Consider the following 17,051-nt stretch of genomic DNA (forward strand, 5'->3'; position numbering starts at 1 on the left):
TTCTCCTGAGAGCGATGATGCAATATACTATACCCCAGTATAGTTTTATTGATCGAGAGGATCCGTCATGTCCCACACCATTCACGACAAGAAGAAGCTGCTGGCACGGGTGCGCCGCATCAAGGGACAGGCCGGTGCGCTGGAGAGTGCACTGGAACAGGAGAGCGACTGCACCGCTATTTTGCAGCAGATCGCCGCCATCCGCGGCGCCGTCAACGGCCTGATGCTGGAGGTGCTGGAAGGGCATATGCGCGAGCATCTCGGCGCCCCCGATGCCACCCCGGCCGAGCGGCTGGAGGATCTGGATCAGGTGGTCAGCGTCCTGCGATCCTATTTGAAGTAAGCAGGATGGCGGCACCATCCCTTCAGGCTAGACCAGCGTCAGGCTTGAGCCACCGCCAGCTTTGCGCCATGATGTCCAGCCCGGCTGACCGCCGGTTTTACTGGACAGTCAATTTCAAGGATCCCCCATGTTTGAACACGTCGATGCCTATGCTGGCGACCCCATCCTGACGCTAGTCGAGACCTTCCACAAAGACACCCGCGAGCAGAAGGTGAACCTGGGGATTGGCCTCTATTACGACGAGCAGGGGCGCATTCCGCTGCTGCCGTCGGTGCAGCAGGCCGAAGCCCAGCGCGCCGCCGCCCCGGCGCCGCGCCCCTACCAGCCTATGGAAGGCGCCGCCAACTACCGCACCGCAGTGCAACATCTGCTGTTTGGTGCCGACCATGAAGCGGTCAAGGCGGGACGTATCGCCACTATCCAGACCATCGGTGGCTCCGGCGCGCTGAAGATCGGCGCCGATCTGCTCAAGCGCTACTTCCCGACCTCCGAGGTGTGGGTCAGTAATCCCACTTGGGACAACCACAAGGCGATGTTCGAGGGAGCCGGCATCAAGGTGCATGACTACCCCTACTACGATGCGGCCACCGGCGGCGTGCAGTTCGATGCCATGATCGACTGCCTTAGCAGCCTGCCGGCGAAGAGCATCGTGCTGCTGCACCCCTGCTGTCACAACCCGACCGGGGTGGATCTCTCTCGCGCCCAGTGGGATCGAGTGATCGCGCTGGTGGTCGATAAGAACCTGATCCCCTTTATGGACATCGCCTACCAGGGCTTCGGCGACGGGCTGGAAGAGGATGCCTACGCCATCCGTGCCATGGTGGCCGCCGGTGTCAGCTTCTTCGTCAGCAACTCGTTTTCCAAGAACCTCTCCTTCTACGGCGAGCGCTGTGGTGGCCTGTCGGTCATCTGTCAGGATGCCGAAGAGGCGAGCCGGGTGCTGGGTCAGATGAAGGCCACCGTGCGCCGCAACTACTCCAGCCCTCCCACTCACGGTGGCCAAATCACCGCGGCGGTGATGATCCAGCCCGAGCTGCACGCCATGTGGGTCGATGAAGTGACCGAGATGCGCAACCGCATCAAGGCGATGCGCCAGAAGCTGTTCGAGGTGTTGAGCGCCAAAGTGCCAGGCCGAGATTTCAGCTACTTCATCAACCAGCGCGGCATGTTCAGCTACACCGGCTTCACCCCGGAGCAGGTAGATCGCCTGCGCGAGGAGTTCGCCGTCTATCTGGTGCGCTCCGGCCGTATGTGCGTGGCGGGCCTCAACAGCCGCAACGTCGACTATGTTGCTGACGCCATGGCGGCGGTGCTCAAGGGCTAATCCGCATCAGCCCCGCTTTGGCGGGGCTTTTTTTTGTCTGTTGCGTTCGCGGTCACCTCTTGATGGATCTGCTCACCCTCCCCCTGCTGTGAGAGAATGCCAGCAGGTCACGTTGAATCTTTCTGATTCCAAGCCTGTTTATCTTCATCAATTTCAGGAGCCACTATGGATCTGATCGCTCTCTCTCGGCTGGGAGGTCGCCATCTGGTCGCCCTGCATCTGCTGCTCGACAACCAGAGCGTCACCCGCACCGCAGAGCGGCTCTGCACCACACCTTCCACCGTCAGCAAAACCCTCAACCAGCTGCGAGATCTGCTGGGGGATCAACTGCTCTACCGTCAGGGAAACCAGCTGTTGCTCACCCCCATGGCCGAACGACTGGCCCCGACCCTGCACCGGCTGTTGGGGGAACTGAACGGCCTCACTCGCCAGAACGCCTTCAACCCGCAGCAGTGGCAGGGCACATTGCGGCTGGGATTGCGCGAGAGCGTCATGACCTGGCCGGTGGGCCCAATTCTGGGTCAGCTGATGAAAGAGGTGCCGGGCATGGTGCCGGAGATCTGGAACAAGGATGAGCAGGGGCTGGAGGCGCTGGCAGCGGGCAAACTCGACTTCGTGATCCTGCCCCATGACCAGAGCCAGCCATTGCCGCGCCAGCCTGGGCTGGTGTGGGAGACCCTGCGGGAAGAGAAACTGGTCTGCCTGCTGCGCAAAGACCACCCCGCGTTGGCCAAACCCTGGGATCTCGATGCCTACCTGAGCTGGCGCCATATCGCCATCCGGGATCAGGAGCTGGCCAACCCCTTCTTCGAACAGAGCCTGGCCCAGCAGCAGGTACGTCGCCAGATTGGCGTCACCCTGCCCGATTTTGCCAGCGCGGCGGCTCTGCTGCCCCAGACTGATCTGATCCTCACCGCCATCGGTGGCTGGGCGGCCTGCATGGCCAGTCAGCCGGATCTGGTGATGCGTCCGGCACCGTTCGATTACGGCAAGGTGAGTCACAGTCTGGTCTGGTATGGCCCAGCCGGTGATGGCTCGGCCCGTCACTGGTTCCGCCAGCGGATCCTGCAACTGGGTCGCGAATTGATTGAGCCCTGAGCCGGGCGACAGCGAGAAGAGGTTGATGTTTCGCCGCGGCGAAACATCAACGGCAATGAGGGATCAGGGGCGTTTGGTATAGATGGGGCTGGGGAAGGAGGCGACGTTGCTGCCCAGATCCGTGATGCGGGCTGCCCCCTGCTTTTTCACCTGATCGATGCGCAGCACCTGATGCATAGGGATAAGAGTCTGGCGCACATCGGCAAATTCGCTCTTGAGCTTCTCGTGACTGGGATCGACGATAAGCGCCGTGTGGTTGTCCCAGACAAAGTCGGCAATCTCGATAAAACCGAACAGCTGGCCCTGATTGACTTCGCGCACATAGACTTCGTAGCGCTCGCTGTGGCAAATAAACTGAACCCGATATAACGCCTTGCTTTCACTCATGATTATCTGTCATTGAGGGGTAAGAAGATGGCCATTATTCTAGCCGCCGTTCTCGCCCCCTCCAATAGACAGAAATCACAGTTGCGGCCTTTCCATGCCGCACCTCACGCCATGACGGTCACCGGATGACGCAACCACTCAGCCCATCAAGGCAGGCAGTGAGACCGGCCCCAATCCCGCTGCACGCAAACGGCTGGCCAGCTGTTCCAACTCGGTTTGGTGAGCCTCTGGCCATTGCGCCGCCTCTCCCCGCACTCCGTGATGGCGAAAGCCGTTCAGGCGAATGGGCACAGGCCCCAGCCGCTGCAAGAAGGCGGCAAGATCTGCGTCCAGCTCACCACTCGCATCAAGAAAATCGCTCTTGCCAGGTACATGGAGCAGCCGCAGTTCGGTCAGCTTGCCGTGGCGTGCCAGCAGTTGCAGCGACCCTAGCACCCGCTCGCGACCATAGCCGGTCAGGGTGTGATGCACCGAGTCACCCCACCCCTTGAGATCGAGCATGGCGCCGTCGAGCACCGGCAGCAGCCGCTGCCAGCCGGTTTCGGCCAGCGAACCGTTGCTGTCGAGCAGGCAAGTGAGATGGGTCAGACCCGGCGCGGCCTTGATGGCGGCAAACAGCGCAACCACGAAGGGGAGCCGGGTGGTCGCCTCACCACCGGAGACGGTAATCCCGCTCAGCAAGGGGCCGTAGCGACGCAGCAGGGCCAACACCTCGGCCACCGTCATGGTGGCAGTCTTGGGATTGGCACTGCGCGGGCAGACATCCAGACAGGCGTCGCAATCGGTGCAGAGCGTTGCCTGCCATTGCACCTTGCCCTCGCTCATGGAGAGGGCGCCGCTCGGACAGACCTCGAGGCAGTCGCCACAATCGTCGCACAGCCCTATGGTGTGCGGGTTGTGGCAGCCGGGGCAGCGAAAGTTGCAGCCCTGCAGAAACAGCACCAGCCGGTTGCCCGGCCCGTCGACACAGGAGAACGGCAGCACCCTGCTTACCAGGGCGCTGCGTGTTGGCAAAACATCAGCCATCGGTGCGAACTCAATACTCGCCGATAGTCGATTCGTGGGCGACCACTCGTGGTGCCCGCTGACGAATGGCGGTCACTTCACTCGCCTCGGCACCGAGACAGGTGGTCTGCAAGCGCGACCCCTCCTCTGCGAAGCGGGCCACGTCGCTCTTGCGGATCATGTAGCCGGTCACCCGCACCAGATCGCTGTCGGCCACGTTGGCGGTGAACTCGCGCATGCCGATGGCAAGTGCCCCCTTGCAGAGCTGCAACAGCGCCTGCGGGTTCTGGCGGATGGTGGGATCCAGGGTCAGGATCTCGCTGATCCCCGAATGGTAATAAGTGTGGTGCGGTGCCAGTGCCAGCACATGGCTTGCCGGATCCGGCTCATGCCCGTAGGGAATGCGCACCCCGGGAGTGACCGCTACATCGATGCTGAGGCCACCTTGCGAATGCAACAAAGCGCGGCCCCCCCAGGCATGGGTCTGCGGGGTCGTGGTCACATAGGCGGAGAGCTGGGCCGAGATGCGATAGCCAAGCTGGTTCGCCTCCTCGCCATGGCCGTAGCGATCCGGCAGATTCTCTTTATCCATCAGGATATTGACCGCTTCCGCCATGCCATAGATGCCGAACATGGGGACGAAGCGATCCTCGTCCAGCAGCCCCTCTTTCACCAGGAAGCTGTCGAAGAAACCGGACTCATCATGGAGGAAAGCGGCCCGCGCTTCGATCAGCTGAGAGGCCAGACGGCAGTAATGGGGCAGCAGGCAGCCGAGGAAATCATCGATCCCCTGACACTGCTCGGCGACCCGCTTGAGGGAGATGCGCACCAGGGTATTGGCGCCACCGGCCTGCGGCAGGGCGTTGTAGCAGCTGACGATGCCAAAGCCGCGATTGTCGAAGGTGTCGCGGTGGATCGGGTAGTTGGCGATGTGCGGCTTGCTGCACTCGGCGATATTCTTCACCGCCTGCAGCAGCAGATCGTCCGGGGTCTGCTCCGGATCGTGGAAGAAGGTGAGGTTCGGCGCCACCTGCTTGAGCTCGTTGTCGATGCGCAGGATCAGGCGGCAGATGCGGTTGTCATCCGGCCCGATGTTGACGTGCATGAAGGCGTCCGGCAGCACCCTGTCCAGATAGACCCAGAACCCCTTCAGCTTGCGATAGAGGGTCTCGTCATCCAGTTCGCCGACAAACGGCAGCAGCAGATGGTCGAGCCGCCCCAGCCAGACCGGCATGCCGGTGACTGAGGGGACATGGTGATAGAGGATGCGCAGGGCGTTGAGCGCCTCGTCGAAATCCTGCGGCGCCGCCAGCTCCAGCCAGGCAGAGCCCTGAGTCAGGAATTTTTCATAGTCCGGCAGCACATAACGCGGCTTGTAGGGGGCGTGCCCTTCGAACATGTCGCAGATAAATCCCTGCTCCATCGCCTCGGCGACTGCGGCAGGCAGGTCGGGGTAGGGCAACGCATTCTCGGCGGCCAGCGCCAGCGCGTGGCTCTTCTGGGCGGCGGAGAGATGGGGATCGCGCACGATGCGCTGACAGATTTCGATCAAAGACATGGGACACTCCTTCACGGACAGAGCCCATATCCTCACCATTTGCAGGCTTTTTTTGAAGTGACATTCATGACATGACGGATGTCGAATAATGACATCCATTACACAAGATCACGGCTCGCGCTTCACCAAGGTAAGAGCTCGGCTATGCCTCCCAGCCAGCGCAGCAGAAAGAAGCCCCCCATTCCGCCCACCACCACAACCAGAGTCGGCAGCCGCAACAGGGTCAAGAGCATCACCCACAGGGTGGCAGTCAGGTAGTCAGGATCCCAGTCAAGACCTATCCCCGGCTCGTAGCTAAAGACGATGGGCAACCAGATTGCAGTCAGCACCGACTGGGCCGAGAAGCCGAGAAACGCCCCCATCTCGGCACCCGGCTGATATCGGGTCAACCGAGAAAAGAAGGCGAAGCGGTTGAAAAAGGTGATCAGGGCCAGCAGGCCAATCATCAGCCAGCTCACGCTACCTCCTCATCCGGTGCAACACATAGCCCACCACCATGCCAGCCAGAGCCGAGACGATGATGTGGATCTCCGCCAGCAGCGGCTTGGTAAGCAACGCTGTGCCGCCGCTCACCAGAGTGGCCGCCACCATGGGCAAGTTTTTCATGGCGGGAATGGTCATGGCAATGAAGGTGGCCGCGATAGCAAAATCCAGCCCCATGCTGTCCAGTCCATCGATGTACTGGCCGGCCGCGATGCCGAGCAGGGTCGCCAGATTCCAGAACAGATAGAAGACGAATCCCGCGATGAGCGCGTAGGCCGGATCAAAGTGGCCGCTGCGCTCCCGGTCTTTCAGCGCAACAGCGAACATCTCATCAGTCAGGAAAAAAGCAAGGCTGGCCCGCCAGCGCAGGGAGAGCGGCAATACGTCACGGCGGAAGGTGAAGCCGTATAGCAGATGCTGGGAAGTGATCACCATGGTGGAGCCCATGATGGGCAGCAGGGGCGTGCCCGCCCCGAACAGGGTCGTGGCCGAGAGCTGGGCGGCTCCGGCGTAGACCAGCAACGACATCAGCTGAGCCTGAAGCGGACTCAGCCCTGCCTGCAACGCCAAAGCGCCACACAGGATCCCCCAGGGGAACACCGAAATGGAGAGCGGGAGCATATCCAGTGTGGCACGCCACCAGAGCATCCCCGTTCGCTCGGGCACGCTCGTTACTGACATCATGTGATCTTCCTTGTCACAGCCAAAGCGAGCCGAAAAAACTAGCACGGGACAGCAAGCGCTGTCACGTCATCACTGGCGGGAAATAAAACGCCCGCGGAGTCGCGGGCGTGCACAAGGGGATCAGGGCTCGATGACGATGGGCGTACCCGGATCAATAGCGTCCCACACCTCATCCAGCTCGTGGTTGAGCATGGCGATGCAGCCATTGGTCCAGTTGGAAGGCTGAACCCTGCGGTTGCCAATGCTGTTGCGCTGGCCGTGGATCATGATCATGCCACCCGGACGAACACCCAGCTCATTGGCGCGCTTGATGTCATCCAGGTTCGGATAGTTGATATGGATGGCTTTGTAGTAGCCGGAATTGGTCTTCTTGTAGTCGAGGGTGTAGCGCCCTTCCGGCGTACGCTGATCCCCTTCCTGCTGCTTGTGCCCCTTGGGCGCCGGGCCCAGAGCAATCCAGTAGCGCTTCAGTTCTTTGCCATCCTTCATCAGGGTCAGGCTATAGGTCGACTTCTTGACCACCACCAAATCGGCTTTTTCGGTAAAGGCAAAACTCAATGCGGGCCAAAGCCCCAACAAACACAGTAATACGGCTCTCATTCCATCCCTCGACAAGCCTCTGGTGCGGGCTTTTCTTGTTACCAGATCATCTGAACGATGCCCGCCGAGCGGCGAGCGAGCGCCATGATATTGGATCGCCATCAATACTCAATATGCCCGGCAAAACATATCTTGCCGCAGCAAGGCCATCTTCCTTGAACGCCGTCATTTGGCATTGGTAATTAACAGTTAAAACAACAAGATACAAAAAATTATCGCGCTGGCACCCGGGGCAATGATCGGCGAAGATAACACTCCACTCCCCGACAGGATCATGCCATGCGCTCTTCGTGCCGCCTTGCCACCCTGCTGTTCTCGCCACTTCTGCTCTGGCTGCCCGCCAGTGTCGCCGCCGATGCGCTCTGGCTACGCGAGCCCGCCCTCTCCCCCGATGGCAAGCAGCTTGCTTTCACCTGGCAGGGGCGCATTTTTGTCGCCAGTGCCGAGGGTGGCCCCGCCACGGCGCTCACCGGCAGCGACTACCTGAGCCAGCGGCCAATCTGGTCGCCGGATGGCAAAAAGCTCGCCTTTGCCGCCAATCTCTACGGCAACGAAGATGTGTTCGTGGTACCCGCCAGCGGCGGCGAGATGGTGCGCCTCACTCGCGATTCGCGCACCGATCTGCCGCAAGCCTTCAGCGCCGATGGCAAACGGCTGTTGCTGAGCAGCCAGCGCCTGGGGGCGCCCGATGCCGACCATTTTGTCGCGGAAGGCTACCAATGGGGCGAGCTCTACTGGACCCCGATCACCGGCGGCACCTTGCAGGCCGATCTGCCGCTGCCTGCAACCCTCGCCCGCCCCCACGGGGAGCGGCTCGCCTATCAGATGCCCGCGGCGGATCAACCCTTTCGCAAGCATCAGCACTCGTTCGCGGTGCCCCGTCTCTGGTTGTTTGATGGCAAGCAGCACAAGCAGCTGACCGAAGATCGGGTGGCGGCCACCGATCCGGTCTGGAGCGACAAGGGAGATACCCTCTTTTACCTGAGCGAGCGCAGCGGCGATTTCAACGTCTGGCGCCGGGATCTTGCCAGCGGCAAGGAGCAACAGCTGACCCACTATCAGGGCCATCCGGTACGGGGGCTCAGCGCCTCTCGCAATGGCGATCTGGTCTGGTCATGGCTGGGGGAACTCTATCGCCTCGATGCCGATAGCAGCGAGCCACGCAAGCTGACCCTCACCCCGCAAGTGGCCAGCGCGCCGGATGAGGCGAGCGAGACCCTGACCTTGGCAGACGAAGCGCTGGTCAGCGAAGAGGCGGACGAGCTGATCCTGGTGAGCGAGGGCAACCTGTTTGCCGTCGACCCCGAGCGGGAGCGGGTGCGCCAGCTGACCCGCGATCCGAGCGAGCAGTCCAGCCCCCTCTTCGCCGAGCAGGGGCGCGCCCTCATCTATCTGTCGGAGCAGCAGGGGCACGCCGCCCTCTATCGCTTGCGCAAGGGTGATCCGGATCTGCTGTTCAGCGATCCCGGCACTCTGACCGAGAGTCTGCTGCTGGCCATACCCGACAAGGGGATCAGCCGTCCGGTGCTCTCCCCCGACGGCAAGCAGCTCGCCTTCGTGGTGGATGGCCAGGCCATCCACCTGCTGGATCTGGCGAGCAACAAGCAGCGGGAGCTGGTGCCTGCCAGCTTCAACCCGTCGCGCCACGAGGTACATCTCGACTTTGCCCCCGACTCACGCCATCTGGCGCTCACTTTCCGCCCCGATGCGGCAGAGCAGGAGATCGCGGTGATCGACACGGCCAACCTCAAGGCCAAACCGGTCAATGTCAGCCTCAACGGCTATCAGGATGGGCAACCGGGCTGGAGTCAGGATGGCGCCATCCTCTACTGGCAATCGACCCGGTTTGGCGCACTGGGGCCCGATGGCGAGCCCCTCGTCACCAACCTGCTCGGCATTTACAGCAGCCGCGCCGCCAGAGCCGATGCGATTGCCGAACTGGAGCCGCCGAAAGGGGGATACGGCTTTGAGAGCGATCGTCTCAACCATCGAGAAGCGCTGCTGCTGCAACCCACCGGCACCCTGCTCGCCAGCCGCATCATCGGCGACCAGCTGATCTATCTGGTGGAAGAGATGGGGGTCAACAGCGAGAGCGAGATCAAGGGCTACAGCCAGGATCTGCGCAAGGGCAAAACCAGCGAACTGTTTGGCGAGCAGCCCGGCCCAGCGCTGGCAAGCCTCAACCAGCAGGGCTCCCTGGCTACCCTGGTGCGGGATGGGGAGATCACCCGGATCCACCTCGACTCCGGCGAAGCCACCAGCGCCCCCTTCGCCTTGCAGCCCACCAGCCGCTGGCAGGAACGCATGACCGCCGCCTTCGATCAGATCGCCCGGCTCACCCGGGACGAGTTCTATCTGGACGACATGAACGGGGTGAACTGGGATAGCTATGTCGCCGCTTACCGCCGCCTGCTGCCGGGCATCGGCAACCCGCGGGACTTTGGCAACCTGCTAGCGGAGCTGGCTGGCGAGCTCAATGTCTCCCACACCTGGGGCAGTGGCCCCGCCCCCTTCCCGCGCATGGCGGACGAGACCGCCAGCCTTGGCGGCTACTGGCAGGATGGCAAGCAAGGGGTGATGCTCACCGCTCTGCTCTCTGGCGGCCCGCTGGATCAGGAGAGCGATATCGCCCCGGGCGCCCGCCTGCTCGCCATCAACGGCGTCCCGATTGCCAATCTGGCCGAGCTGGATCAAGCCCTTAACCATCAGGCCGGTGCCCGGCTCGCCCTCACCTTCCAGCAGGAGGGCAACAAGCAAACTGACGAGGTGGTGCTCACCGCCATCGACAAACAGCAGGAGTACCAGTTGCAACAGGATCGCTGGATTGAGAAACGGCGGGAGCTGGTGGCCAGCCTGAGCGGAGGACGGGTCGGCTACGTCTATCTGCCGGCAATGAATAGCGAGGTCTACGATGCGGTGGTGGCGGATGCCCTCGGCAGACAGCGCAATCGCGATGCGCTGATCGTCGATGTCCGCTTCAACAGCGGTGGCTATCTCGCCAATACCCTGGTGGAGTTTCTGACCGGCAGCGGCAGCGCCAAGGGGATGGCCAGCAGCTGGCCCCGTCAGGGCAAGGGGGAAACCGATGCCGCCACTCGCCAGTGGACCAAGCCTTCGGTGGTGCTGGTCAACGCTGGCAGCTACTCGGAAGGTTCCGCCTTCCCCGAGTACTACCGTGCCCTCAAGGTCGGCCCCATCGTCGGCGATCCGGTGCCCGGCACAGGCACCATGGTCTACAGCCACGACTCCCGGCTGATCCCGGGACTCTCCTACGGCATTCCGACCCTGGGGCTGCGCAAACCGGACGGTACCTTCTACGAGAATCAGGAGCTGATCCCGGATCTGCAGGTGCCACTCACTCCCGCCGACATGGTGGCCGGGCTCGACCCGCAACTGGAGGCGGCAGTACAAGCCGCCCTCAAGCAGTTGCCAGCCAGCGCCAAATAACGGCCCCCATCGAGCTCAACGAAAGCGGAACAGCTCGCGATGCAGATGCCCGTCCGGTAACAGCCGGGTCAGGGCATCTGCCATCCCCTCCGGCCCGCAAAACCACACTTGCTCGGGCGCATCCTGCGCGATGCGGGCCAGATCCAGCCGCCCGGCTGTCTTGTCCAGATGCAGCTGATAACGCACACCGGTGCGATGACAGAGCTCGACCAACCGCTGGTGGTAGACAGCCCCCGCCAGATCCGGCGCACACTGGATCAGGGTGATCCCCTCGCCCCGCTCCCCACGGGCAGCCAGCCCCTCCAGCCAGGCAACAAACGGCGTGATACCTATCCCGGCCCCCAGCCAGAGGGCTCGGCCTCCCCCTTGCGGCGCAACAAAGGCGCCATAGGGGCCGATCACCACAACTCCATCCCCGACGCGCGCCTCTGCCACCAGCTGACGGGTATGATCCCCGAGCGCCCGCACCGCGATCACCAGCTGGCGCCGATCCGCTGACACCCGCACCAGGGTAAAGGGGTGCGGCCCCTCCTTGGCATCAAATTCGAAGAAGGCAAACTGGCCCGGGCGGTAATGGGCGAGCGGCCGCTCCAGCTGCATGGTCAGCTCGCAGGTGTGATCCGCCAGCGCCCGCACCGCAATGACCCGGCCCGGATGGCGATCCCGCGCTCCCACTTGTCCCAGCAGGGAGTAGAGGGCCCCGATAGCTCCCAACCCACCGATCAACCAGATCGATACCCCCACGGGAGTCATGGCCCCTACCTGAGGCAACAGGCAGAGCCCGTGCCCCCACCCCGCCAGATAGATAATTGGCACCAGCCGGTGGATCAGCCGAAAACGGCCATAACTCACCAGCGCCAGCAAGCTCACTACCACCAGCGCGATCAGCAGATAGAAACTCCACTCACCGAGGGTATTGCCAAGGGCATGGAGCGAGATGCCATTGCCTGCGCCAGCCCCAGCACCGCTGGCCCCACGCCGCGCAGGACGACTCAGCCAACCCGCCGAGACTGCCCACTTGGGCACCTCCACCATCAGCCAGTGGGCGGTCAACGCCAATGCACCGCCGATGGCCATCTGGCGGTGCAATCGCAACATCCGGTCCAGACCGCCACACCACACCTCCAACTGCGGCAGGCGCAACGCCAGCAACAGCGAAATGGCCATATAGGTCATCCCCAGTAGGCCCGTCAGCAGTAACATCTCATGGCGCCAGGGCCACACCCCGTTGGCATCCCCCGCATAACCGAGCCACCAGACCCCGACCGCCAGCAGCGGCAACAGCCACCACATCCATTTATTCGTCATAACATGCTCCCTGGTTCCATCGCGGCAGGGCCTCATCTCCCTGCTCATGGCGCCATTACACACCCGTCCGGTCACAAGACTTTGCCATAGGGGGAAGCTTGTGTGGCAATGTGTGACAAACGGAAACAAAAGAGGGGCCGACTGGCCCCTCGTGATCACCCTTGTTGGCTCGCCCCTCTTCACAGGAGATAGCGCACAATCCACCTCTGCCGTGATTGACGACCTGCCAGAAAAAGGAATCAAATGGGGACGTTACATATCTGCGGCGGAAAACCTGCTGCCCACTCTTCCGGACAAGGAGATCCCCCTTGCTTTCATCCACCGAACAACGCGTCTGCCCGAGTTGTCAGCGCGAGACCAACCATGTCGTGGTGCTGGTCGACAAATCATTTGGCAAACAGCCGACACCGGAGCAAAAACGCACAGCATTTATCAAAGACTTCATTACCGGCTGGGCCGCCGGCCCCTTTCTGGCCAACATGGATCGCTTTGAACGCCACACCATCTGTGAAAATTGTGGAAAAAAGGTCATCGATGAGTAGTAAACAATGAGCAAAAAGAATGGCAGGAAGGTTTCCCCGCCTGCCAATTGCCTATTCATAACAAGCCGGCCTTCATCACATCACTTACTGCACGCAGCTCAACTCCTCTCTGACATCTCCAGCAAAGTAGCGCCGGGTAATCCACGCTTCGAAATCGGCCAGCATGCGGGTTTCCGACTCGCTGTTGTCGGCGATAAGCTCGGCTCCGTGTACCACCCGGATATGGGCATCGAGCGGGCTTCCCTCACCCGCCGCGGGGCGCTGCTGGGCGGCGGCCATGCAGGCCTTAGCCTGTTGCCAGGCTTCAGCAGCGCTCAGGTTGCATGCCTCGGCCAGCGGCACTGCGCTAAACCCCTCGCCAGTCAGGCTGCGCAAAGTCTCATCGTGAGTCATGCCATTGCCCGGTCCCCAGTAGTGGGCGGCCAGATCCGGCCCGATACGCGGGTTGTCAGTGAGGTAACCATCACGCTTGAGGAAGTAGGCGCGGGTCTGCTCCACCGCCATCAGCGCCAGCAGGTAGCCGTGATAGGCGCAGGCTGACTCCTGATTAAGAAGGTGCGGAATGGCCAGCAGCGGGCGCGGGCTCTCGACCCCGACAATCTTGCGCTCCCACTGGCGGGCCAGCGCCAGCACAGCCTCGGGGGTACGTTCGGCCTCATCCATGGCGTAGAGATCCCGTTCGAAGTAGGCCACCAGCGCGATCTGGCGTTCGTTAAAAGCGCGAAACGGCTGGCGGGCGGCGATCATCTCCTTGATGAGGGCATCGGGAACAGCCTCTCCTGCCGCATTTCTGGCGTAGCGTTTGAGCCAGTCGGCATCGTCCAGCAGGCTGTCGCAGAACATCGACTGGGTTTCGGCATAAGCCATGGAGGTGGGCGGAAACTCCTGTGAGAAGCAGGGGGCGTTGCCGGTGACATTGGCAAAGTGCGCGGCGTGGCCCCCCTCGTGGAACAGGGTGTTGAGGCCACTCCAGCCGCTGCCCACCTGCGCCGGATCGGCCAGGCTGGTGAAATTGACCACAGCTGGCACCCACTCCCCCTGTTGGAAGAAGCTCGGTACCGGGCCATGGCAGAAGCCGTTCTCGTATTTCCCCTCCCGGGTCAGCAAGTCCAGGGTCAGGGTCGCACCACGATACTGGATGCCGAGCCGGCGGAAGCTCTCGACCCAATCCCGCAGCGCCCGCGAGAAGGGCACGTAAGGATCGAGCTGGCGGGTCACATCGCCGCTCACGCTGTAACGCAGGTTGTGGGGCAGCAGGGCCGCCTCGCCCTTGGCGGCCTTCAGCTCGACCAGACTCTGCTGCAACCGGGCGTCGGTGCGGGCAATAAAGTCGTCGAGGATGGCGAACAGCTGCTCCGGGCTCATCTGCTCGTTCTTGCGCACCTTGTAGTCGAAGTAGTCGCGATAGCCCATGGCGCGGGCAAAGCGGTTGCGGATCGCCACCACCTCGAGAAAACCGTTGCCGACCACCCACCGCTCCAGGGTGTGGAACATGGCGAGCGCGCTCTGGCGCACCACCTCGCTCGGGCTGGCGGCAAGGGAGGTGCTGGCGGCGGGCAGGCTGCCTGCGACCTGCTGACCCTGCTCATCCAGCAGGGTCAGTTTCAGCCCCTTGCGGCGGGCGAACAGCTCCGCCTCGGCGGCTACCAGCTCATCCATCAGGGCGGCAGCGGCGGGATCTTCAATCACATTGCACTCGAAGAAGGCGATCCAGCCTTGCAGACCGCGTTTGAGATCATCCTCGTCGGCCTGCGCCAATATCTCCCGCAATTCGGGCAGACGGGCCGGATTGGCACAAAAGGCCTTATAGGCCTGCTCGGCCGCGGTGAAACCGGCCTGATCGTCGCTGGTGCCCATATAGGTGGACCAGAAGAGATCCTCCTTGCGCCTGTGAACCTGCAGGTAGTCGGCGTTGAGCTGGTTGAAGTAATTCCTGGCAATGGAACTCATAAATTCCCTCTTGTTATGGGGTCACCCGCAGCGGGGCCCACTCCTTTTTTTAGTGAAATGCCAAATGATTCACACTCTTTGGCAAAAATTGCGCAGGGATGCGCCTGAACACGCTACCAAAAAGTGGGGGTTGCTGTCTGCTGACTATACTGATGTTAAAACGCTCATTTGAGAAAGCTCGGCAAGAGACTGAAAGTAAATGAGTTGTTAACTCTTACGAACTGGCTGCCGCAGTACAGAGCCACATAAAATCAACAGGGAAATGAGGGTTTAGTCATGTTCAAGCTCGGTGATATTACCGTGAGCCGCAAATTGATTTTGCTGCTCGCACTGGCGTTTGTCGGTTTTGTCTCGCTGCTGCTTATCTCGGCCAACGCGCTCCAGCGCAATCTGATGAGCGAGCGAGAGGCGCGGCTCAATGCGGTACTGGAGCAGGCCATGAGCCAGATCCAGTTTCTGGCCAGCACCCTGCCAGCAGAGCAGGCCCAGCAGGAGGCGCGCAAGCTGCTGACCAACACCCGCTTTGATGGCAACAACTACCTGTTCGTCATCGACGAGAACCGCACCATGGTGGTTCACCCCATCCGTCCCGAACTGGTCGGCCAGAAGATGGGTGAAGGGGGCGCCGCCACCGCAGGGCAGTTCTGGTATCAGATGGTGGATATCGCCAAAGGGGGCAAACAGGGCACTCTGCAATATGTCTGGGTCGGCCCGTCCGGTGAGACCGCCGACAAGCTCTCCATGGTCTCCGGCTATCAGCCCTGGGGCTGGATCCTCGGTTCCGGCATGCTGCTGCAAGATATTCAGCAGACCATCTGGGCCCAGTACATGAAGATGGGGACCGCCACCGCCATCGTGATCCTGCTGATGGGGCTGCTGGGCTGGCGCATCACCCATTCCATCGTCTCCCCCCTCAGCCAGATCAACCACGCTATGCAACGAGTCGCCAAGGGGGATCTGGTGGTAAGCATCCCGGTACAGGGCAAGGATGAGCTGGGAGTGGTCGCCCGCTGCACCAACCAGAGTCTCGATGCCATCCGTCACGCCCTGCTGGAGGCCAGTCAGGGGGCTCGCAACGTGGCCGATGCCGCCCTGCGCATCGCCGCCTCTGCCGAGCAGACCAATCAGGCGGTGACCAGCCAGCGGGATCAGCTGGCCCAGCTCGCTACCGCCATGAACGAGATGAGCGCCACCATCTCCGATGTGGCCGGGCACGCCGAAAATACCGCGCGGGATACCCAGGAAGCGACCGGTGAAGCAGGTCTCGGCAACCGCGACGTTCACGCCAGCGTGCACGGCATCAAGGCGCTGGCCACCGAGGTGGAGCAGGCCACCCAGCAGGTCAACCAGCTCAAGGAGGGGGTAATGCAGATCAGCGAAGTGACCGCCGTCATCAGCGCCATTTCGGAGCAGACCAACCTGCTGGCCCTCAACGCCGCCATCGAGGCAGCCCGTGCCGGTGAGCAGGGCCGCGGTTTTGCCGTGGTGGCCGACGAGGTGCGCCAGCTGGCCAGCCGCACTCGCCAATCCACCGAAGAGATCCAGAGCACCATTGCCCAGCTGCAGCAACGGGCCGTCACCGCCGCCAACGCCATGGATACCAGCCGCAAACTGGCAGAGAGCAGCGTCAACCAGTCCCAGCAGGCGGGGCAGGATCTCACCCTGATCGTCAACCACATCCAGCATGTAAGCGACATGGCGACCCAGATCGCCACCGCCGCCGAGCAGCAGAGCATGGTGGCCGAGGATATGAACCGCAACGTCAGCGGCATCAACGACTCGGCGCTGGAGATGTCCCAGTCCGCCTCGCAACTGGCGCAGGAGAGCGAGTTGCTGGCCGGTCTCTCCCGCAGTCTGGATGAGCGACTTGCGGTGTTCAAACTGGGCAAGGAGTCAGCTGCAGCGCCAATGATGGCTCCCGTATCTCCCCCCTCCGGAGAGCAGCGCGCCCGTCATTGATGGCGTCAATCCGTGTCGCCTTGTCACCCGACCTGCCAGGCAAGCTGGCAGGTTTTTTTTACGTCAGCAACACGCAATCAACATGCATCTTATCGGCATATTCAACGTTAATCGGTGCCATTCACAGATAAGAGAACAATTTAAAAACAGCCAGTTAGAATGATTTTCGCGCCATTGAATGGCGCATTTAAACATTTAACTTCAAATAATTAATCAATGCAGTGCACAATGCTGATGGCCGAACATTTGGCCCATCACTAACCATCTAGTCATTTGGCAAACTGACCGAAAGGTCGGGACGCAAAGCCTCCGGTCTACAGACGTTTTGTCCAGGATAGCGGGGTTGCCACACGCAAGTGTGCA

The 17,051-nt window shown here is 61.8% G+C and carries 14 protein-coding genes and 1 riboswitch; of the genes, 6 read left to right on the plus strand and 8 right to left on the minus strand.

Annotation, left to right across the window (positions count from 1 at the left end; genetic code table 11):
• Positions 1–67 precede the first annotated feature (67 nt).
• The 3 genes from ACTG27_RS13765 (at position 68) to ACTG27_RS13775 (ending at position 2,765) form a co-directional block, all read left to right on the plus strand.
• A complete protein-coding gene (locus ACTG27_RS13765; RefSeq protein ID WP_005340299.1) occupies positions 68–343 on the plus strand; it encodes a metal/formaldehyde-sensitive transcriptional repressor in 276 nt (91 codons plus the stop codon).
• Positions 344–470: 127 nt separating this feature from the next.
• Complete coding sequence (locus ACTG27_RS13770) at positions 471–1,667, plus strand: amino acid aminotransferase (RefSeq protein ID WP_439979821.1); 1,197 nt, start codon at positions 471–473, stop codon at positions 1,665–1,667.
• A gap of 165 nt (positions 1,668–1,832) precedes the next feature.
• Positions 1,833–2,765 (plus strand): LysR family transcriptional regulator, encoded by a 933-nt coding sequence (locus tag ACTG27_RS13775; RefSeq protein ID WP_439979822.1) that lies wholly within the window; start codon positions 1,833–1,835, stop codon positions 2,763–2,765.
• 63 nt (positions 2,766–2,828) lie between these two features.
• Here ACTG27_RS13775 and ACTG27_RS13780 read toward each other — a convergent pair whose 3' ends face one another.
• The 6 genes from ACTG27_RS13780 to ACTG27_RS13805 form a co-directional block, all read right to left on the minus strand.
• Positions 2,829–3,152, minus strand: coding sequence for a DUF1820 family protein (locus ACTG27_RS13780; protein ID WP_005340296.1), 324 nt, complete (start codon positions 3,150–3,152; stop codon positions 2,829–2,831).
• Between the two features lie 138 nt (positions 3,153–3,290).
• Positions 3,291–4,178, minus strand: a complete 888-nt coding sequence (locus tag ACTG27_RS13785) for a YjjW family glycine radical enzyme activase (RefSeq protein WP_439979823.1) — start codon at positions 4,176–4,178, stop codon at positions 3,291–3,293.
• A 10-nt stretch (positions 4,179–4,188) separates the two neighbouring features.
• Positions 4,189–5,715, minus strand: coding sequence for a YjjI family glycine radical enzyme (locus tag ACTG27_RS13790; protein WP_439979824.1), 1,527 nt, complete (start codon positions 5,713–5,715; stop codon positions 4,189–4,191).
• Positions 5,716–5,837: 122 nt separating this feature from the next.
• Complete coding sequence (locus tag ACTG27_RS13795; RefSeq protein WP_005340292.1) at positions 5,838–6,173, minus strand: AzlD domain-containing protein; 336 nt, start codon at positions 6,171–6,173, stop codon at positions 5,838–5,840.
• A 1-nt stretch (position 6,174) separates the two neighbouring features.
• Positions 6,175–6,882 carry an AzlC family ABC transporter permease gene (locus ACTG27_RS13800; RefSeq protein WP_439979825.1) on the minus strand — a complete coding sequence of 236 codons (708 nt, stop codon included), beginning with the start codon at positions 6,880–6,882 and terminating at the stop codon, positions 6,175–6,177.
• Between the two features lie 120 nt (positions 6,883–7,002).
• Positions 7,003–7,482, minus strand: coding sequence for a L,D-transpeptidase family protein (locus ACTG27_RS13805; RefSeq protein ID WP_042084254.1), 480 nt, complete (start codon positions 7,480–7,482; stop codon positions 7,003–7,005).
• Positions 7,483–7,761: 279 nt separating this feature from the next.
• On the opposite strand from ACTG27_RS13805, the gene ACTG27_RS13810 reads away from it, so the two are divergent.
• Positions 7,762–10,929, plus strand: a complete 3,168-nt coding sequence (locus ACTG27_RS13810) for a S41 family peptidase (RefSeq protein WP_439979826.1) — start codon at positions 7,762–7,764, stop codon at positions 10,927–10,929.
• Positions 10,930–10,944: 15 nt separating this feature from the next.
• On the opposite strand, the gene ACTG27_RS13815 is transcribed toward ACTG27_RS13810, so the two are convergent.
• Complete coding sequence (locus ACTG27_RS13815) at positions 10,945–12,237, minus strand: ferredoxin reductase family protein (protein WP_439979827.1); 1,293 nt, start codon at positions 12,235–12,237, stop codon at positions 10,945–10,947.
• A 308-nt stretch (positions 12,238–12,545) separates the two neighbouring features.
• Here ACTG27_RS13815 and ACTG27_RS13820 point away from each other — a divergent pair, with 308 nt between their 5' ends.
• The gene (locus tag ACTG27_RS13820) at positions 12,546–12,779 is read left to right on the plus strand and encodes a hypothetical protein (protein ID WP_439979828.1); all 234 of its coding nucleotides are present in this window, start codon (positions 12,546–12,548) and stop codon (positions 12,777–12,779) included.
• A gap of 84 nt (positions 12,780–12,863) precedes the next feature.
• Here ACTG27_RS13820 and ACTG27_RS13825 read toward each other — a convergent pair whose 3' ends face one another.
• Positions 12,864–14,729, minus strand: coding sequence for a M3 family metallopeptidase (locus tag ACTG27_RS13825; RefSeq protein ID WP_439979829.1), 1,866 nt, complete (start codon positions 14,727–14,729; stop codon positions 12,864–12,866).
• Positions 14,730–15,005: 276 nt separating this feature from the next.
• Between ACTG27_RS13825 and ACTG27_RS13830 the strand changes: the two genes are divergently transcribed.
• Positions 15,006–16,688 carry a methyl-accepting chemotaxis protein gene (locus ACTG27_RS13830; RefSeq protein WP_113740062.1) on the plus strand — a complete coding sequence of 561 codons (1,683 nt, stop codon included), beginning with the start codon at positions 15,006–15,008 and terminating at the stop codon, positions 16,686–16,688.
• Positions 16,689–16,953: 265 nt separating this feature from the next.
• Positions 16,954–17,039: riboswitch (cyclic di-GMP riboswitch) on the plus strand.
• Positions 17,040–17,051: the final 12 nt, after the last annotated feature.

Source organism: Aeromonas sp. 97A (assembly GCF_051919185.1).
GTDB classification, from domain to species: Bacteria; Pseudomonadota; Gammaproteobacteria; order Enterobacterales; family Aeromonadaceae; genus Aeromonas; species Aeromonas veronii.